Origin of the sequence: Xanthomonas euvesicatoria pv. euvesicatoria (assembly GCF_020880415.1) — a bacterium.
GTDB lineage: Bacteria > Pseudomonadota > Gammaproteobacteria > Xanthomonadales > Xanthomonadaceae > Xanthomonas > Xanthomonas euvesicatoria.
Genome location: NZ_JAJIUJ010000054.1, coordinates 16,630 through 30,454, shown reverse-complemented (window position 1 = coordinate 30,454; position 13,825 = coordinate 16,630). Strand labels below are relative to the sequence as shown.

Annotated in this window: 12 protein-coding genes; 8 read left to right on the top strand and 4 right to left on the bottom strand. The window is 65.4% G+C overall.

Annotated elements, in window-relative coordinates:
* The first annotated feature begins 252 nt into the window (after positions 1 to 252).
* A complete protein-coding gene (locus tag LN450_RS10205) occupies positions 253 to 1,686 on the top strand; it encodes a GAD-like domain-containing protein (RefSeq protein WP_011346270.1) in 1,434 nt (477 codons plus the stop codon).
* 41 nt (positions 1,687 to 1,727) lie between these two features.
* Here the strand turns inward: LN450_RS10205 and LN450_RS10200 are convergent, their stop codons facing one another.
* The gene (locus LN450_RS10200) at positions 1,728 to 2,819 is read right to left on the bottom strand and encodes a DUF1615 domain-containing protein (protein WP_011346271.1); all 1,092 of its coding nucleotides are present in this window, start codon (positions 2,817 to 2,819) and stop codon (positions 1,728 to 1,730) included.
* Positions 2,820 to 3,323: 504 nt separating this feature from the next.
* On the opposite strand from LN450_RS10200, the gene LN450_RS10195 reads away from it, so the two are divergent.
* From LN450_RS10195 to LN450_RS10180, 4 genes are all read left to right on the top strand, one after another.
* On the top strand, positions 3,324 to 5,198 hold the full coding sequence (locus LN450_RS10195; RefSeq protein ID WP_011346272.1) for a GGDEF domain-containing protein: 1,875 nt from the start codon (positions 3,324 to 3,326) through the stop codon (positions 5,196 to 5,198).
* 108 nt (positions 5,199 to 5,306) lie between these two features.
* Entirely contained in the window at positions 5,307 to 5,780 is a 474-nt protein-coding gene (locus tag LN450_RS10190) for an Rrf2 family transcriptional regulator (protein WP_011346273.1), read from the top strand.
* 102 nt (positions 5,781 to 5,882) lie between these two features.
* Positions 5,883 to 6,782 (top strand): NAD(P)/FAD-dependent oxidoreductase, encoded by a 900-nt coding sequence (locus tag LN450_RS10185; protein WP_011346274.1) that lies wholly within the window; start codon positions 5,883 to 5,885, stop codon positions 6,780 to 6,782.
* A 361-nt stretch (positions 6,783 to 7,143) separates the two neighbouring features.
* On the top strand, positions 7,144 to 7,338 hold the full coding sequence (locus LN450_RS10180) for a hypothetical protein (RefSeq protein ID WP_029818569.1): 195 nt from the start codon (positions 7,144 to 7,146) through the stop codon (positions 7,336 to 7,338).
* Between the two features lie 227 nt (positions 7,339 to 7,565).
* Here the strand turns inward: LN450_RS10180 and LN450_RS10175 are convergent, their stop codons facing one another.
* Together LN450_RS10175 and LN450_RS10170 are read right to left on the bottom strand one after the other, a co-directional pair.
* On the bottom strand, positions 7,566 to 8,111 hold the full coding sequence (locus LN450_RS10175) for a hypothetical protein (protein WP_041855025.1): 546 nt from the start codon (positions 8,109 to 8,111) through the stop codon (positions 7,566 to 7,568).
* 194 nt (positions 8,112 to 8,305) lie between these two features.
* A complete protein-coding gene (locus tag LN450_RS10170; protein ID WP_011346278.1) occupies positions 8,306 to 9,220 on the bottom strand; it encodes a class I SAM-dependent methyltransferase in 915 nt (304 codons plus the stop codon).
* Between the two features lie 165 nt (positions 9,221 to 9,385).
* Here LN450_RS10170 and LN450_RS10165 point away from each other — a divergent pair, with 165 nt between their 5' ends.
* The gene (locus LN450_RS10165; RefSeq protein ID WP_008577555.1) at positions 9,386 to 10,261 is read left to right on the top strand and encodes a DMT family transporter; all 876 of its coding nucleotides are present in this window, start codon (positions 9,386 to 9,388) and stop codon (positions 10,259 to 10,261) included.
* Positions 10,262 to 10,358: 97 nt separating this feature from the next.
* On the opposite strand, the gene LN450_RS10160 is transcribed toward LN450_RS10165, so the two are convergent.
* Positions 10,359 to 11,132, bottom strand: a complete 774-nt coding sequence (locus LN450_RS10160; protein ID WP_014089280.1) for a transporter substrate-binding domain-containing protein — start codon at positions 11,130 to 11,132, stop codon at positions 10,359 to 10,361.
* A 298-nt stretch (positions 11,133 to 11,430) separates the two neighbouring features.
* On the opposite strand from LN450_RS10160, the gene LN450_RS10155 reads away from it, so the two are divergent.
* Positions 11,431 to 11,646, top strand: a complete 216-nt coding sequence (locus LN450_RS10155) for a hypothetical protein (RefSeq protein ID WP_011346280.1) — start codon at positions 11,431 to 11,433, stop codon at positions 11,644 to 11,646.
* A 785-nt stretch (positions 11,647 to 12,431) separates the two neighbouring features.
* On the top strand, positions 12,432 to 13,808 hold the full coding sequence (gene cycA, locus LN450_RS10150; protein WP_011346282.1) for a D-serine/D-alanine/glycine transporter: 1,377 nt from the start codon (positions 12,432 to 12,434) through the stop codon (positions 13,806 to 13,808).
* Positions 13,809 to 13,825 lie beyond the last annotated feature (17 nt).

The window sequence follows — 13,825 nt, the reverse complement described above, 5'->3', positions numbered from 1 at the left end:
GACCGGCAATCGCGCGGTTGCCCAGCGGATCGCCCAGGCCCTGCACCACCGCTGCGTGGCGGCGCGGGCTCGATCGCCATCGCCATCGCCATCGTGGGCGAAGACACCCACGGCCCGCACGTGCGCCGCTGCGCGATCAGCCACCGACGACGTGCCCTTGCGCGATGAACTACGCTTCTCCCGTGCCCCAGCATGGCCATGCGGCACGATATGGGGTGTTGCACGCACGCAATGTTGACTGGAGGCCGTCTGATGTCCTGGTTTCGCCGCTTGGCACTGTCCCGCTTCCTCAAGGCGCATCCGCCAGGCAGGACGCAGCCTGCCGCCATGGATCTGATTGCCGCATATGCGCCAGTGCTGCTTGCCAGTCTGCTCGAGCTATGGCGTAAAAAAGGGCTGGGGCATTATGGACGCATGCAATTGGCGCTGATCGACCCCCGGCACTGGCAGCCGGTGCTGGATCGCTGGATCGTCTCGCCACCTGACGCAGTACAGCGTATTCCGATCGCGCTCACGCCCTTCGGCGCACTGCTGTACTACCGCAAGCTCACTGCCACCGACGAAGACGTGGTCTATGTGGATCCGGTCTCCAAAGCCACCGGCGATCTGAGCTGGAACCTCGAGGACTTCTTCAACCAGTCCCTCTGCGATGCGGCATTCTGCGATTCCCTGATTCCATCGGCCCGGCTTGCCACCGCGCGCAAGGAGTGCGGCCCACTCGCTGCGGGCGAGGTCTACCAGATCGACCAACTGCTGCTCTCGATGCAGATGCTGCGGGTCGACAAGGTCGATGCGTTGGCGCTGCACACCCGGCTGCGCGACGCTGTCGATGCCCCCGCACCCGTGGCCGACGCGCCCGCGACCATTGCCGATGCATTGCCTGCAGAGCAGCGCCCTGTGTTCGAGGGCATCTTCCAGCAACCACAGGCGAGCGGCGACCTGCACGGCCTGTACCTGTCGTCCTACATCGATTGGCATCGCATGCTGTCACTGGAACCCGACGGGCAATATCGCCTGCTGTTCTGGAAGATCGATCATCGCAGCCATGCCCGTACCGATGTGCGTGCGTATTCGGGGCGCTTTGAGGTGACGCAGACCGAAATGGGCGATCGCTACCTCACCCTGGACATCCGCTTGCGCCGTGATTCGAGCGGTAGCGATGCCAACGATGCACAACTGCTGGTCATGCGCTCGGGTACGGAGATGTTCCTGCTGCGCACCGACGAACTGGCAGACATGGCAACGGCCATGGAGGGCTCGAAAACACTCGGACGCAGCGAGTACTACTTCCGCAAGGTGAGGTTGACCGATGCGTTCGTCCAGGAGCCATCCGGCGGGCGCACCGCGCCACCGCTTGCCGATCTTCCACACGTGTTGCAGCAACAGGTGAATGCCGAGGCGATCATCGCCACCATCACCCATGTGGACGAGATCGACCCGGATGCTGAAGACGACGGCGCCGGCACCGTCATGTGCACGCTGGATCGCGGCCAGGACGATGGCCTGCGCATGAACACGCCGCTACGCTCGCCACCAGGCACAGGGCGTGCCCTGGTTGGCTGGGTATGGGAGATGGACCCTGCCGCGTGTCGGGCCGGCATCAGGTATCAACGCGGCAGCGATGGCAAGGTGGAAGACGGCCCGGTTGTCGGCGATGTGTTGACCAATCGCCTGAGCACCGAATGAGGCGACAGAGCGCAGCGCCGGCAGCGCGGCGGCCCGCTCGTCTACTTGCTCATGCAGCGCTTCCAGCGTTCGTTCACCCGCTGCGCAAACCAGGCGGTGGTGAGCGTGCGGGTGATCTTTGGGCTTTCCAGGGTGATGCCGGGCAACACGGCACGCGGCAGCGGCTTGCCGGCGCTGCGCTCTGCCAACGCGAACACCTGGCGATACAGGTCGGAGTCCGCGAAATCTGCGGTGTTGCCGGCCTCCAGTGCGCGGCGGAGCTGCCGGTCGCTCATCGCCAACTGGCTGCCCAGGCTGCGTGCGGCGCGCTCGGTGCTGCCGGGCGCATCCAGGCTGGCGCCCGGCGTGAGCAGGTCGCCGTCCAGGGCTAGCGCGATGCCGCTGGCCCTGCTCAGCGCGGCCTGGAAGGCGGCATTGCGGCTGGCGTACCAGCCGGCGTTGAAATCGGCGAAGCGGTACAGCAGCGCGTCGTAGTTGGCGGGATAGCCCAGCAGATGCTGGGTACCGAACCACAGCCCGCCACGGCGGCTGAAGACTTCGTGGCGGATTGAATCGCCGGGCGGGTAGGGGTAGCGCTGCGCATGCTGCTCGGCGAAGGCGATGCTCACCTGCATCGGCCCGGCGGTATGCACCGGGTTGAATCCGTCGAACAGCCGCGCGCCCAGCGGCACGCTGCCGGTGAAGTCTTCGAAGATGCGGCTCAGTTCCTGTTCGGTGCGCGCGGCAGCGATGCGCGTGGCATAGCTGCGCCCATCCGGCGAACTCAGACGCAGGGCGGCATCGACCATGAAGCCGGGAATGTGATGCGCGCTGGCGCGGCGGTCGATCTCGGCACGCGAGATCTTGCCCAGGTTGGGCACGACCGGATTGGCCTGGTAAGTCGATTCCTGCTCGGTCACCGCCAGCACTGCGCAGATGTGCTCGGCGCTGGTGTCCAACGCCTGCGAGGACAGCGCCACATACACATCGTTGGCCCAGCCGGCGCGGTCGGGCAATGTTGCCGGCAGGCGCTGCGCGATATCGGCCTTGACCGCATCGGGCGAGCGTTGCGGGGCACGCGGGGCCTGTGTGGCGCAGGCCGACAGCAAGGCGATGGCGAGCAGGGTGAGCGCGCGGGGCAGGTGTGAGATCACGGCGTCTCCGGAAGATCGAGGGGCGGCAGCTGCCGTGCGGCAGTTTACGCGGCCGCGCCGGGGGAGCTTCACCCACCGGCGCGTGGGGTTGCCGTCTCGTCGCATCGCGATGGCAGGCGATCGAGCAGATGGGGTGGACTGCGTGTCGCCGTGCCTCAGGCGCATCGCGCGATAGCCAGGCGACGTGCGGGTCTGGCTGCCGTCTGCGCGCCCATGCGATGTGCTGCGCTCTCCCGTCATCCGGATTCAAGAGTGGCCCGCCTGGGCCGATAACGAACGCGACCGCTTGCGCGTCGATCACGTGCGCTGTCGTGTGCGTTGGTCATCATGACAGCCGCATCACCTCGGGAAATGGGCGTTTGGCCTGAAATTCCGCTGGATTCCATCGCCATCCAACCGTGGGAGTGCTTGAAATGCCGCAGCAACCAGCAAGCCGCCACGTATGCGCAGATGGTATCGGCTTGGCGTGCGCACGTTGCGGCCCGTCCTCGACGTGATGACGCGATGAGCATGTGCGTGGTCCGGTGGCGACATGGGCTCGCCGCGTTTGCCTTGCTGCTGGGCAGTGGCATGGCGTCGGCGCAGCCTCAGCCGTGGAAGACGATCGAAGCGGCGACCATCGACGACCCGGTGGTCGCCTTGCAGATCGCACAGGGCGCACTGCAGCGGGCTAGCGGCGACCACGACGTGGAGGCCGAGTTCTGGGCCTTGCTGGCGCAGGCGCGCGTGCTTATTTCGCTGGAAGACAGCGAACGCCGCCAGGTGGCGCTGACGCAGGCGCGCGGAAAGCTCGACCAGCTGCACGGCAGCACCTCGCAGGCGCAGCTGTGGCTGGATATCGTGCAGGCGCTCAGCGACGTGCGCGAAAACCCCAATCGCGTCATGGTGGCGCGGCTGGAAGCGCTGCGCCAACGGGCCAGCGCGCTGGGCCGCAACGATCTGCTGTGCGAAGTCGAGGCGGTCGACATGTGGAGCATGCTCGCCTCCGGCAGCAGCGATGAATCCTGGAGTGCGGCGCAGGCCAGCTATCAATGTGCGGCGCGCGAAAAACTCCTGGGGCTGGAGCTGGATGCGTTGACGCAACTGGGCGCATTGGCCAGCCGCGTCGGTGGTCGGCCCGCCGAAGACAGCGAAACCGAAGACTATCTGCAGCGTGCGCTTTCACGCCTGCACGACCAGCCGGCGCGCTTCCAGCGCAGTCTGATCGAATACGAGTTCGGCACTGCCTTGGCAACCAGGCAACCCGAAGCGGCGCTGCTGCATTTCAGGCGCGCCTTGGCGCTCAGCCGCGAACTGCGCGACCAGGCCGGCGTGGCTGCGGCGCTGACCAGCGCCAGCGAAGCCCTGATCGAAACCGGCGATGCCGCTTCTGCATTGACGATGGCGCGCGAAGCCCTGCCGTTGATGCAGCAGCAAGGCAATATCGGGCGCGTTGCGGCGTGTCATGCCGTCTTGCTGCAGGCCTTGATCGCGTTGAAGGCTGAGGGCCTGGACGCCGAAATCGTCGCCGCCAAGGCCGCGGACGATCCCAACCTGACCTTGAACCGTCGTGCGCAACTGGTGGACGCGATCGCCCAGGCGCTGGCATTCCGCGGCCGCCATGCAGAGGCCTACCAGGAACTGCAACGCGCCAACGCGCTGCGCGCGCAGAGCCTGGACCGCCAGCGCGATACGGTGATGTTGCGGTTGCAGGCGCGCTACGAAGACGCACGTCGCGGCGCCGAAACGGCCGAGCTGCGCCGCCGCAGCGAGACCGCGCAGCTGGCACTGCAGGCGCGCGAAGCGGGCCAGCGGACGCTGTGGATCGCGTTGTGCGCGGCCTGCCTGTTGCTGCTCGGTGCACTGGTGGTGCTGGCCTTCGGCGCACGGCACCGCCGCCAGTTGTCGCGGCTGGCGATGCGCGATGAACTCACCGGCCTGCCCAACCGGCGCGCCATTCGCACCGAGGCGCAGCAGCAGATCGAGCAGGCCTTGCGCTCGCACACGCCGGGCATGCTGGCATTGATCGATCTGGATCACTTCAAGCAGATCAATGACGTGTATGGGCACGCCACCGGCGATGCGGTGCTCAAGGCACTGGCCAGTGCGTCCCGGCTCGCCTTGCGCGCGCAGGATCGCCTGGGCCGCCTGGGCGGCGAAGAATTCCTGCTGGTGCTGCCGGGCTGCGGCGAAGAGGAGATTCCCGCGGTGTTTACGCGCCTGCGCAGTGCGGTGGCAGCGATCGACATCGCCGGCCTGCCGCCCGACCAACCGGTGCGCTTTTGCATGGGCGCGGTGCGCATCGTCGCCGACACCGGGCTGGATGTGTTGCTGAGCCAGGCCGATCTTGCGCTGTACGCCGCCAAGACCGCTGGGCGCGATCAATGGGCGGTGTGCTGATCCTGGTGCACGCACCCGCGCTGCGACATCGAGGCGATGCTGCGGCACAATCTGCCGGCCGATGGCGACCGCTGGTTGCCGTGAACCGATCCAACGACCCAGGACCGCATGCGCACCGATAGCCGCCTTTCCCGCATGTTGCACGTGTTGCTCCACATGGCCAGAAGCCCGCAGCCGATGACCTCCGAGCAGATCGCCAGCATGCTGTCGACCAATGCGGTGGTGGTGCGCCGGACCATGGCCGGGCTGCGCAGTGCCGGCTACGTGCAATCCAGCCGTGGGCACAACGGCGGTTGGCAGATCGGCTGCGATCTTGCGCAGGTGACGCTGCTGGATGTGCATCGCGCGGTTGGCGGCCCGCACCTGTTCGCGATCGGTGCCGATCACCCGAATCCGCAATGCGGGGTGGAGCGTGTGGTCAATGCGGCAATCGCCGATGCGCTGGCCCACGCCGAAGCGCTGCTGTTGCAGCGCCTGGGCACGGTGACGCTTGCCGCACTGGCGAGCGAGTTCGATGCCTTGTGCAGCGCGAGGGCGCCATCTGGCGGCAACGCGGCGGGCAAGCGCACGCGGCAGCGCTGAATCACGTCACTGGATGCGCGGCGCGATACCCGTGGTGTCTCCGCCGTCGATTAATGTAACATCGAAAGATACATTAATCGGTGGCGGCACCCAGGAGCGACCATGCAGCACGAGGTGATCATCGTTGGCGGCAGTTATGCAGGGCTGTCAGCCGCCTTGCAGTTGGCGCGGGCGCGACGCCGCGTCTTGCTGGTGGACAGCGGCCGGCGGTGCAATCGTTTTGCCGAAACCTCGCATGGCTTGCTGGGCCGCGATGGCGCATCGCCCGCGCGCATCGCCGATGAGGCGCGTGCGCAGGTGCTGTCGTATTCCAGCGTGCAGTGGGCTGATGGCGAGGTCGTCCAGGTCCGCGGGCAGGCGGAGGCGTTCGAGGTCGTCTTTGCCGATGGCAGCGTGCATGCCACCCGCCGGCTGATTCTGGCCATGGGGGTGGTCGATCGTCTCCCTGCGCTGGCCGGTCTGGCCGAACGTTGGGGCAGGCAGGTGTTCGTGTGTCCGTATTGCCATGGCTACGAACTGCAGCAGGGGCGCATCGGTGTGATCGCGACCTCTGCGCTTGCTGCGCATCAAGCCGCCATGCTGCCGGATTGGGGCCCTACTTGGCTGTTCTTGAACGACACGCTGGTGCCGGACGAATCCCAGCGGGCGCAACTGGAGACGCGCGCGGTGCATGTGGTGACCGGCGCAGTGGCGGCGCTGCAAGGCGAGGGCGATGCGCTGGAGCTGGTGCTGCACGACGGCCAGAGGTTCGCGTTGGACGGGGTGTTCATCACCACCCAGACCGAGATCAGCCCGTTGGTGAGGCAGCTTGGATGTGCCACCAGCGAGGGGCCTTTCGGTCGCCTTCTCGCTGTGGACGCCATGCAGGCAACGACGGTGCCGGGCGTATTTGCCTGTGGCGATATCGTAAACCCGGCCGCATCGGTGGTGTTGGCGGCAGCCAGCGGCGCGATGGCCGGCGTTGCAACGCATCGCAGCCTGATCTTCGGCCTGGGTAGCTGACGATTGCGCCGGTAGCGAACGCGCGTGCACGCCAGTGGTGTGCGGGCTGCGACTCGGCGCCGCATCCCCGACTGACGCAGGTCCTGCATTGGAATCCTGTGCCTGGCGAAAACAGCAGTGCAAGAGCGCCGCAGCCGGTGACGAATGACGGCAAAGCCCACCTGACGACTTCGCATTGGTTGGTCGCTCTGAGTGGGGGGCGCGTAAACTTCGCTGCCATGTGGATAGAAATTCAGGCTTGAAAACACCTCGTCCATCACCGCCGCCGGCCTCTGAACGCAAGAGTTCACGCCTGATTGACTGGCTCGTGCGCGGCGTGGTTGGTATCGCGGTGATCGCATGTTGCGGACGTTTTTGGCTATTGGGTGAGGCAGTCTTCGAAGGGCGCTATGTCAGCGTTATTCGTGGCCGGCCGGCACGGATCTTTCTGGTCGACAGCGACCCGCATCGCTTCTGGATTGCTGTTGGCTGGGATGCACTGCTGAGCTGCGTACCGTTGCTGATCGTCGGCGGGTTTGCATATGCAAGTTGGCGCGCGCGCCGCCACGTGCGGTGATGGCACGGTTGGCGGCGATTGCAGTCTTCGTGCTGCATGACCCGGCGTGTGCGTGGCCACCGATCATGCGACGTCGCTGCCATCCGACACCCAGCGGTTAAGGCGCGGCGGCAGGCAATCGTCTGCAGCGTGCAAATGCTGGTGCGCGGCGCAAACGGCGTGTCGGGCAAACAGCGCTGACCAAAAGCAGGCCGGATTCGCATCGCCCCGCGGCGCTCGCGCAACCATCAATGCGCTTTTTGCTTGCGCGCAGGTCGCCGCGCACCGTGCCTGGGCCAGGTGTCGTAGCTGTAGACGAACTGCTTCTGGTCGGCGCCGGCGGTCGGGTCGCAATGCCAGGAACCGGCGACACCGCCGGGTTCCAGCACGCCGCCGATCTCGCGTACCGCCTGCGCTTCGAAGGCGCAGATGGGCCCGTAGACGGCCACATCCCAGTCTGGTCGCGACGTTGGATGCGCGTGCTGTACCAGCACGACGTCGCTGCCATGGAAGCGATGGACCTGCGCGGCATGTTGGCGATCGGTGCTGAAGTAGCAAGGTGCACCGATGCTCAGTACCACGATGTCGCCGTCGCGCGACACCGCGCACTTGCCCTGGTGTTCGCCCAGGCGGATCACACGCCCGCCCATCGTTGCGGTGGTCACCGGATAGCGCGTGGTCACTTCCGACATCGGCTGTGATGCTGCGCTTGCCGATGCCGTCTGCGCGTGTGTTGGTGTCGCAGTGACCGGCAGTAGCCAGACCAGCAGGGCAATGATCAAATGGGCGCGCATGCAACGTCCGTGTCGAGGGCGCGGCAGTATCGCAGATCCCGCCGGCGGCACGCTGCAACCGCCGCGGTAACCGTCATGCCGGCCTCGCGTGATCATGCAGTGCGCATGCGTGCCGCGAGTGGACGCCGTCTTGCATTCGCCACGCGATGATCGCGCGGGCCGTATCGCCAGCGTCAATGGCGTGGAGGCACCACTCAGCGCCGTGCAGGCAAGCTCGCCAGCACGCCATCCAGGGCAAGTTGCGTGGTGAAGCCGGCCTTGGCCAGGCGCTTGCTCACTTCGTTGGGCACATCGCGCCCACTGGTGAGCTTGTTCGGCGCGCCGGTGTAATGAAACAGCCGCCCGCCTCGGCGCAACACGCGTGCCAGCTGATCGTAGAAAACCTGCGAATACAGCTCGCCCGCAATGCCGAAGCGGGGCGGGTCATGCAGGATGGCATCGACCGAATCGTCGGCCAGCGTGGCGATGTGCTGCGCGATATCGGCATGGGTCAGCTGCAAACGCCCGCCGGCAGCGGCGCCCTGCGGATCCGGCGACCACGGGTTGAGCGTGCGCAGCCACAGCACGTCGGCATTCTTTTCGAACGAGAACAGCTGCGCGACCCCGGCCTCCAGGCAGCAGGCGGCGAAGTAGCCCAGGCCGCCGCAGGTGTCCAGCACGATCTTGCCGCGCGGATCCACCAACGCCACCTTGCGCCGCGCATCCTCAAACGGGGACAGCTGCGCGGACGGCAGCATCTTGATGCCATCGATCTCGAACGTGGGCGCGCCCCATTCGGTAGGCACCAGCTTGATCAATGCGCCGCTGTAGCGCGAGATCGGCGCGAAATCCTCGCCATCCCAAAAGTACAGCGTGCGCTCCTTGAGTTTGCCCGGATACGGGTAGCCCTGGCCGCGCCATTGCCAGGTCTGTGCATCGAGCTGGGCGGTATCGGTACTGCGGCCCAGGTCGAGCGAGCCGGTCCAGTGAGTCAGACCACTGCCGCGCGCGGCAAGCAGGGCTTGGGCATCGGCGAGAACGAGTAGGGGGCCGGAGTAGTGGGGCACGGCTGACAGCTCTGTGTGCGGCGTGCGGCACTTGCCGCACCGCTGCAAGGAAGGGAGCGGCATCGTAACCGACCTGTTGCGGCCAGGCATCTGCTGCCGGGCCGCCACCATGCGCTCGCCACCGAGGTCGACTGCCCGCGCCGTTTCGCTGACACACGCTGCAACGCATACTGCATGCAGTCCGTATCGACACCTCGTCGGATCGGCGTCAACCGTGGAGTGTGGGCAATGCTGAAAGGTGTGTTGTTGGGGTTCGCCTGCTATGCGGCCTATTCGATCAGCGATGCGTTCGTGAAGCTGCTCGAGGGCACGCTGCCGGTCTATGAAGTGCTGTTTCTCGGCGCGCTGCTGATGTTGCTGGCGGTGCCGTTCCTGAAAAAGCCAAACGACCAGTTGCGCGAGCTGGTGATGGCCAAGCAGCCGGCACTGTGGCTGCTGCGTGCGCTCACCGGCGCCATCGGCAACCTCACCTCGGTGATCGCCTTCACCACCTTGCCAATGGCCGAAGCATTCGCGCTGATCTTCCTGATGCCGATCTTCGTCACCGTGCTGTCGGTGATCTTCCTCAAGGAAGAAGTGCATTGGCGGCGATGGTCGGCGGTGATCGTCGGGTTCATCGGCGTGTTGATCGTGCTGCGCCCGGGATTTCGCCATCTCACCCATGGGCATGTGGCGGCCATCGTGTGTGGCCTGGTCGGCGCCATCTCGGTGATCGCCTTGCGCATGGCCGGCCATAGCGAGAAGCGATTGACCTTGTACGGCGCTGGCGTGATCGGCCCGTTGGTGATGGGCGGGATCATGATGTTGCCGAGCTTCGTCTGGCCCACGCTGTCCCAGTGGGGCTTGTTGGCCGGCTACGGCTTGCTCGCCGGGCTGGCTGCCATCTGCATGATGTACGCCACGCGCATGGCCCCGGTCAGCCTTGTCGCACCGACCCAATACAGCCAGATGCTATGGGCCATCGCCTTCGGCTACCTGCTGTTTCACGATCATCTGGACTGGCCGATGGCCGTGGGCATCGCGCTGATCCTGGGCGCCGGTCTGTTCACCCTGGTGCGCGAGGAACAGGTGTCGCGTTGGTGGCGGCGAACCAAGATTGTTTGACGGCGGGGATTGGGGAGTCGGGATTGGGGATTTGTAACAGCGTTAGTCGACTTGACGTGCAGCTTTGCTGCTTTTCGAATCCCTAATCCCGGCTCATTCAGCGCGGCTGCCGCCAGCCTTCAACAATGCGTTGATAGTCGCCGCTGGCCTTGCTCAGGTGCAGCCATTGGTCCACATAGGCTTTCCAGGCGTGGTCGTCGCGCGGGAGAAGGAAGGCTTTTTCGCTGTATTGCAGCGGTTGCTCCGGTGCGATGGCGCACAGGCCTGGCAGCCTTGCCTGCTGATACAGCGCTTCGGAGGCGTCGGTGATCATGACGTCTGCGCGATGCGCCAGCAGTTCCTGAAAGATGGTGGTGTTGTCGGCGAACAGCCGCAACGTGGCCTGCGGTAACTGGCGGTGCGCGAAGGCCTCGTTGGTGCCGCCCGGTGGTTCGATGAGGCGCACCTCCGGCCGGTTGAGCTGTTCCAGACTGCGGTAGCGCGCCTGGTCGGCGCAGCGCACCAGTGGAATCTTGCCGTCCACATCCAGTACCGCGCTAAAGCTGGCCTGGCGTTGCCGCTGCAAGGTGACGGAGATCCCGCCAACCGCGATATCGCAGCGGTCGGCCAGCAAGTCCGGCATCAGTTGCGGCCAGCTGGTGCGCACCAGGCGCACGCGTGCGTCCAGGCTGGCCGCCAGCGACTGCACCAGGTCGATGTCGCTGCCTTCGAACTGCCCGTCGCCGCGCAGCAACGAATAGGGGCGGTAGTCGCCGGTGGTGCACACGCGCAGCACCCCCGATTGCAGCACCGCATCCAGGCGCGACGCCGGTGTGGCGGCGTGCGCCGTGCCGCAGCTCAACAACAATGCAAGGCAGATGCGATGGCGCATGGCATGGTCTCGGCGAGGTCTGGGCATGATAGCGGTGGCTGCGGCGGCCTGCGCTGCAAGGCGTCGCATGCGCGCCAGGTCAGGCTTGCTTACCGGCTTGGACGTGGCCGTCTGCGGTTGTGGATGCGCGACCGCGCAAGAGGGCCTTGTGCGCCGTGCGATGTCGAGTGTGATCATTCGCGCCATGCCGACTGCGCCACGTCAACAGCATGTCACGCAAGCTCATTGCAGGCTCACGGCGGAGTAGCGCGATGCAGCCTAGCGTTAACGCTCCTGTCGAATTCCATCGGAGCTGCTCATGCATCTGAATCCACGCACCGCGCGCACCATGACCAACGCCGACGCCGCTGTTCTGGCACATGGCACGCCCGATCCCGATACCAACGAAGAAGACACGCCGCTGGAAGAACAGCCGCCGCAACGCGGTGGCCTGAACGATGAGGTGGGCGACCCGGAGCAGGAGGACGACGGAGCGCTGCCGGGGCGGGTAGGCGGCGGCCTTGCGGGTGGTTGAGTACTGACGGTGCGACTGCGCTGGTATGAGCTCTACCTGCCGTCACCGTGACAGCACGTCGCATGCCGGTCCCACTTGTCGGCGCGTGTCTTTCAAGACACGGGCGTCCACGCCTGTACCGCGTTTTGTTCTCTTGATAGTAGCGCCAACGAAGAGTAGGTCAGTGTCGCGTTTGGCCCTGCTTCCTGTTGGCCATTTTTTTCGCCTGGCGTCGTGTCTCTGCGTGCTCGTCCTCCGTCTTGTGCGCTCGACGTTGTGCGCTCGACGTTGCTTGTCACGCGTGCGGTCGGGAAAGCGGGCGGGAGCATGGCAAGTGCATGCCGCGTGCGGCTGCGCTGCAATGGGGCAGCGCTAGCGGCGCCATGTTGTGATCTGAGGCGCGGCTGCAGGCTTGATCTATTGCATGTGGTGCTGTTGGCGTCGTCATCAATGCCGTGCACTGCCTTGCTGCCCCGGCGATGACCTCGCGACAACGGGCATTGCGGCAAGCGATCCGTCAGCGCAGTTCCGACCGGCACGAGTTGGCGAATCAGGCGGGCGCGAGCCAGCTGTCCGATGCGCAGCGACTGGGTACCCGGGTGCCCAATGCGCACAGCGCCCACGCGTTCGGTGCTTGTCTCGACAGTGGGTGTCTACACGCCACCACCGACGCACCATGATGGGGCGACCTGCCCACCATGCGCTGGCGCATCCATGCCCTTGCGGTTGCCGCGGCGCAAACCCCTGGTATGCGTCGGCGCGATCTCGTATTTTTGACGGCTTGTTCACTTGCCGGTGCCGTGCCCATGTCTGACCCGTCCGCGCCCGATCATCTGCAACGCAGCCTGTCCAATCGCCACCTGCAGTTGATCGCCATCGGCGGGGCGATCGGTACCGGCCTGTTCATGGGCTCTGGCAAGACGATCAGTCTGGCCGGGCCGTCGATCCTGTTCGTCTATCTCATCATCGGCGCGATGCTGTTCTTCGTGATGCGCGCAATGGGCGAACTGCTGCTCTCCAACCTGGAATACAAGTCGTTCATCGATTTTTCCACCGACCTGCTCGGGCCGTGGGCCGGGTTTTTCTGCGGGTGGACATACTGGTTTTGCTGGATCATCACTGCCATTGCCGATGTCATTGCCATTGCGGCCTATGCGCAGTTCTGGTTTCCGGGATTGGCGCCGTGGATTCCGGCCATTTTGTGCGTGTTGTTGCTGCTGAGCCTGAATCTGGTCACGGTGAAATTGTTCGGCGAGATGGAATTCTGGTTTGCGCTGATCAAGATCATCGCCATTGCCGCATTGATTATCACCGGCGCCGGGCTGGTGGCCTGGGGCTTCCGTTCGCCGTCGGGCAACGTGGCCTCGCTGTCGAATCTGTGGAACGACGGCGGCATGTTCCCCATGGGCATCGGCGGGTTCTTTGCCGGCTTCCAGATTGCGGTGTTCGCCTTCGTCGGTATCGAGCTGGTCGGCACCACGGCTGCAGAAACCGCCGATCCGCGCCGCAACCTGCCCAAGGCGATCAACTCGATCCCGGTGCGCATCCTGATTTTCTATGTGCTTGCGCTGATCGCCATCATGGCGGTGACGCCGTGGCGACAGGTGGTGGCCGACAAGAGCCCGTTCGTGGAGTTGTTCGTGCTGGCCGGCGTGCCGGCGGCAGCGAGTTTGATCAACTTCGTGGTGCTGACCTCGGCCACCTCCTCGGCCAATAGCGGCATCTTTTCCACCAGCCGCATGCTCTACGGCCTGGCCGAAGAACAGCATGCGCCCAAAGGCTTTGCCAAGCTGTCGGGCGCGGCGGTGCCGGCGCGCGGCCTGCTGTTTTCCTGCCTGTGCCTGCTGCTGGGCGCGATGCTGGTGTATCTGATTCCCAACCTGGTCACTGCGTTTACGCTGGTCACCACGTTGTCGGCGGTGCTTTTCATGTTCGTGTGGTCGCTGATCCTGTGCGCCTACATCGCCTACCGCCGCAAGCGCCCGGAGCAGCACGCCGCCTCGGCGTTCAAGATGCCCGGCGGCGTGCTGATGTGCTACGTCTGCCTGGCATTCTTCGCCTTCGTCATCGTGCTGCTCACCCTGCAGGACGACACGCGTCAGGCATTGCTGGCCAGCCCGGTGTGGTTCCTGCTCCTGGCCATTGGCTATGCAGTCAAACGCCGCGGGAACCGGCAGCATTGAGCGATCGGTGCGAACTC

What these genes read in the sequence shown, in the direction of transcription:
- LN450_RS10155 (WP_011346280.1), top strand. Translation starts at nt 11,431, where the DNA reads ATGCATCTGAATCCACGCACCGCGCGCACCATGACCAACGCCGACGCC.
- LN450_RS10205 (WP_011346270.1), top strand. Translation starts at nt 253, where the DNA reads ATGTCCTGGTTTCGCCGCTTGGCACTGTCCCGCTTCCTCAAGGCGCAT.
- LN450_RS10185 (WP_011346274.1), top strand. Translation starts at nt 5,883, where the DNA reads ATGCAGCACGAGGTGATCATCGTTGGCGGCAGTTATGCAGGGCTGTCA.
- LN450_RS10160 (WP_014089280.1), bottom strand. Translation starts at nt 11,132, where the DNA reads ATGCGCCATCGCATCTGCCTTGCATTGTTGTTGAGCTGCGGCACGGCG.
- LN450_RS10165 (WP_008577555.1), top strand. Translation starts at nt 9,386, where the DNA reads ATGCTGAAAGGTGTGTTGTTGGGGTTCGCCTGCTATGCGGCCTATTCG.
- LN450_RS10170 (WP_011346278.1), bottom strand. Translation starts at nt 9,220, where the DNA reads ATGCCGCTCCCTTCCTTGCAGCGGTGCGGCAAGTGCCGCACGCCGCAC.
- cycA (WP_011346282.1), top strand. Translation starts at nt 12,432, where the DNA reads ATGTCTGACCCGTCCGCGCCCGATCATCTGCAACGCAGCCTGTCCAAT.
- LN450_RS10195 (WP_011346272.1), top strand. Translation starts at nt 3,324, where the DNA reads ATGAGCATGTGCGTGGTCCGGTGGCGACATGGGCTCGCCGCGTTTGCC.
- LN450_RS10190 (WP_011346273.1), top strand. Translation starts at nt 5,307, where the DNA reads ATGCGCACCGATAGCCGCCTTTCCCGCATGTTGCACGTGTTGCTCCAC.
- LN450_RS10175 (WP_041855025.1), bottom strand. Translation starts at nt 8,111, where the DNA reads ATGCGCGCCCATTTGATCATTGCCCTGCTGGTCTGGCTACTGCCGGTC.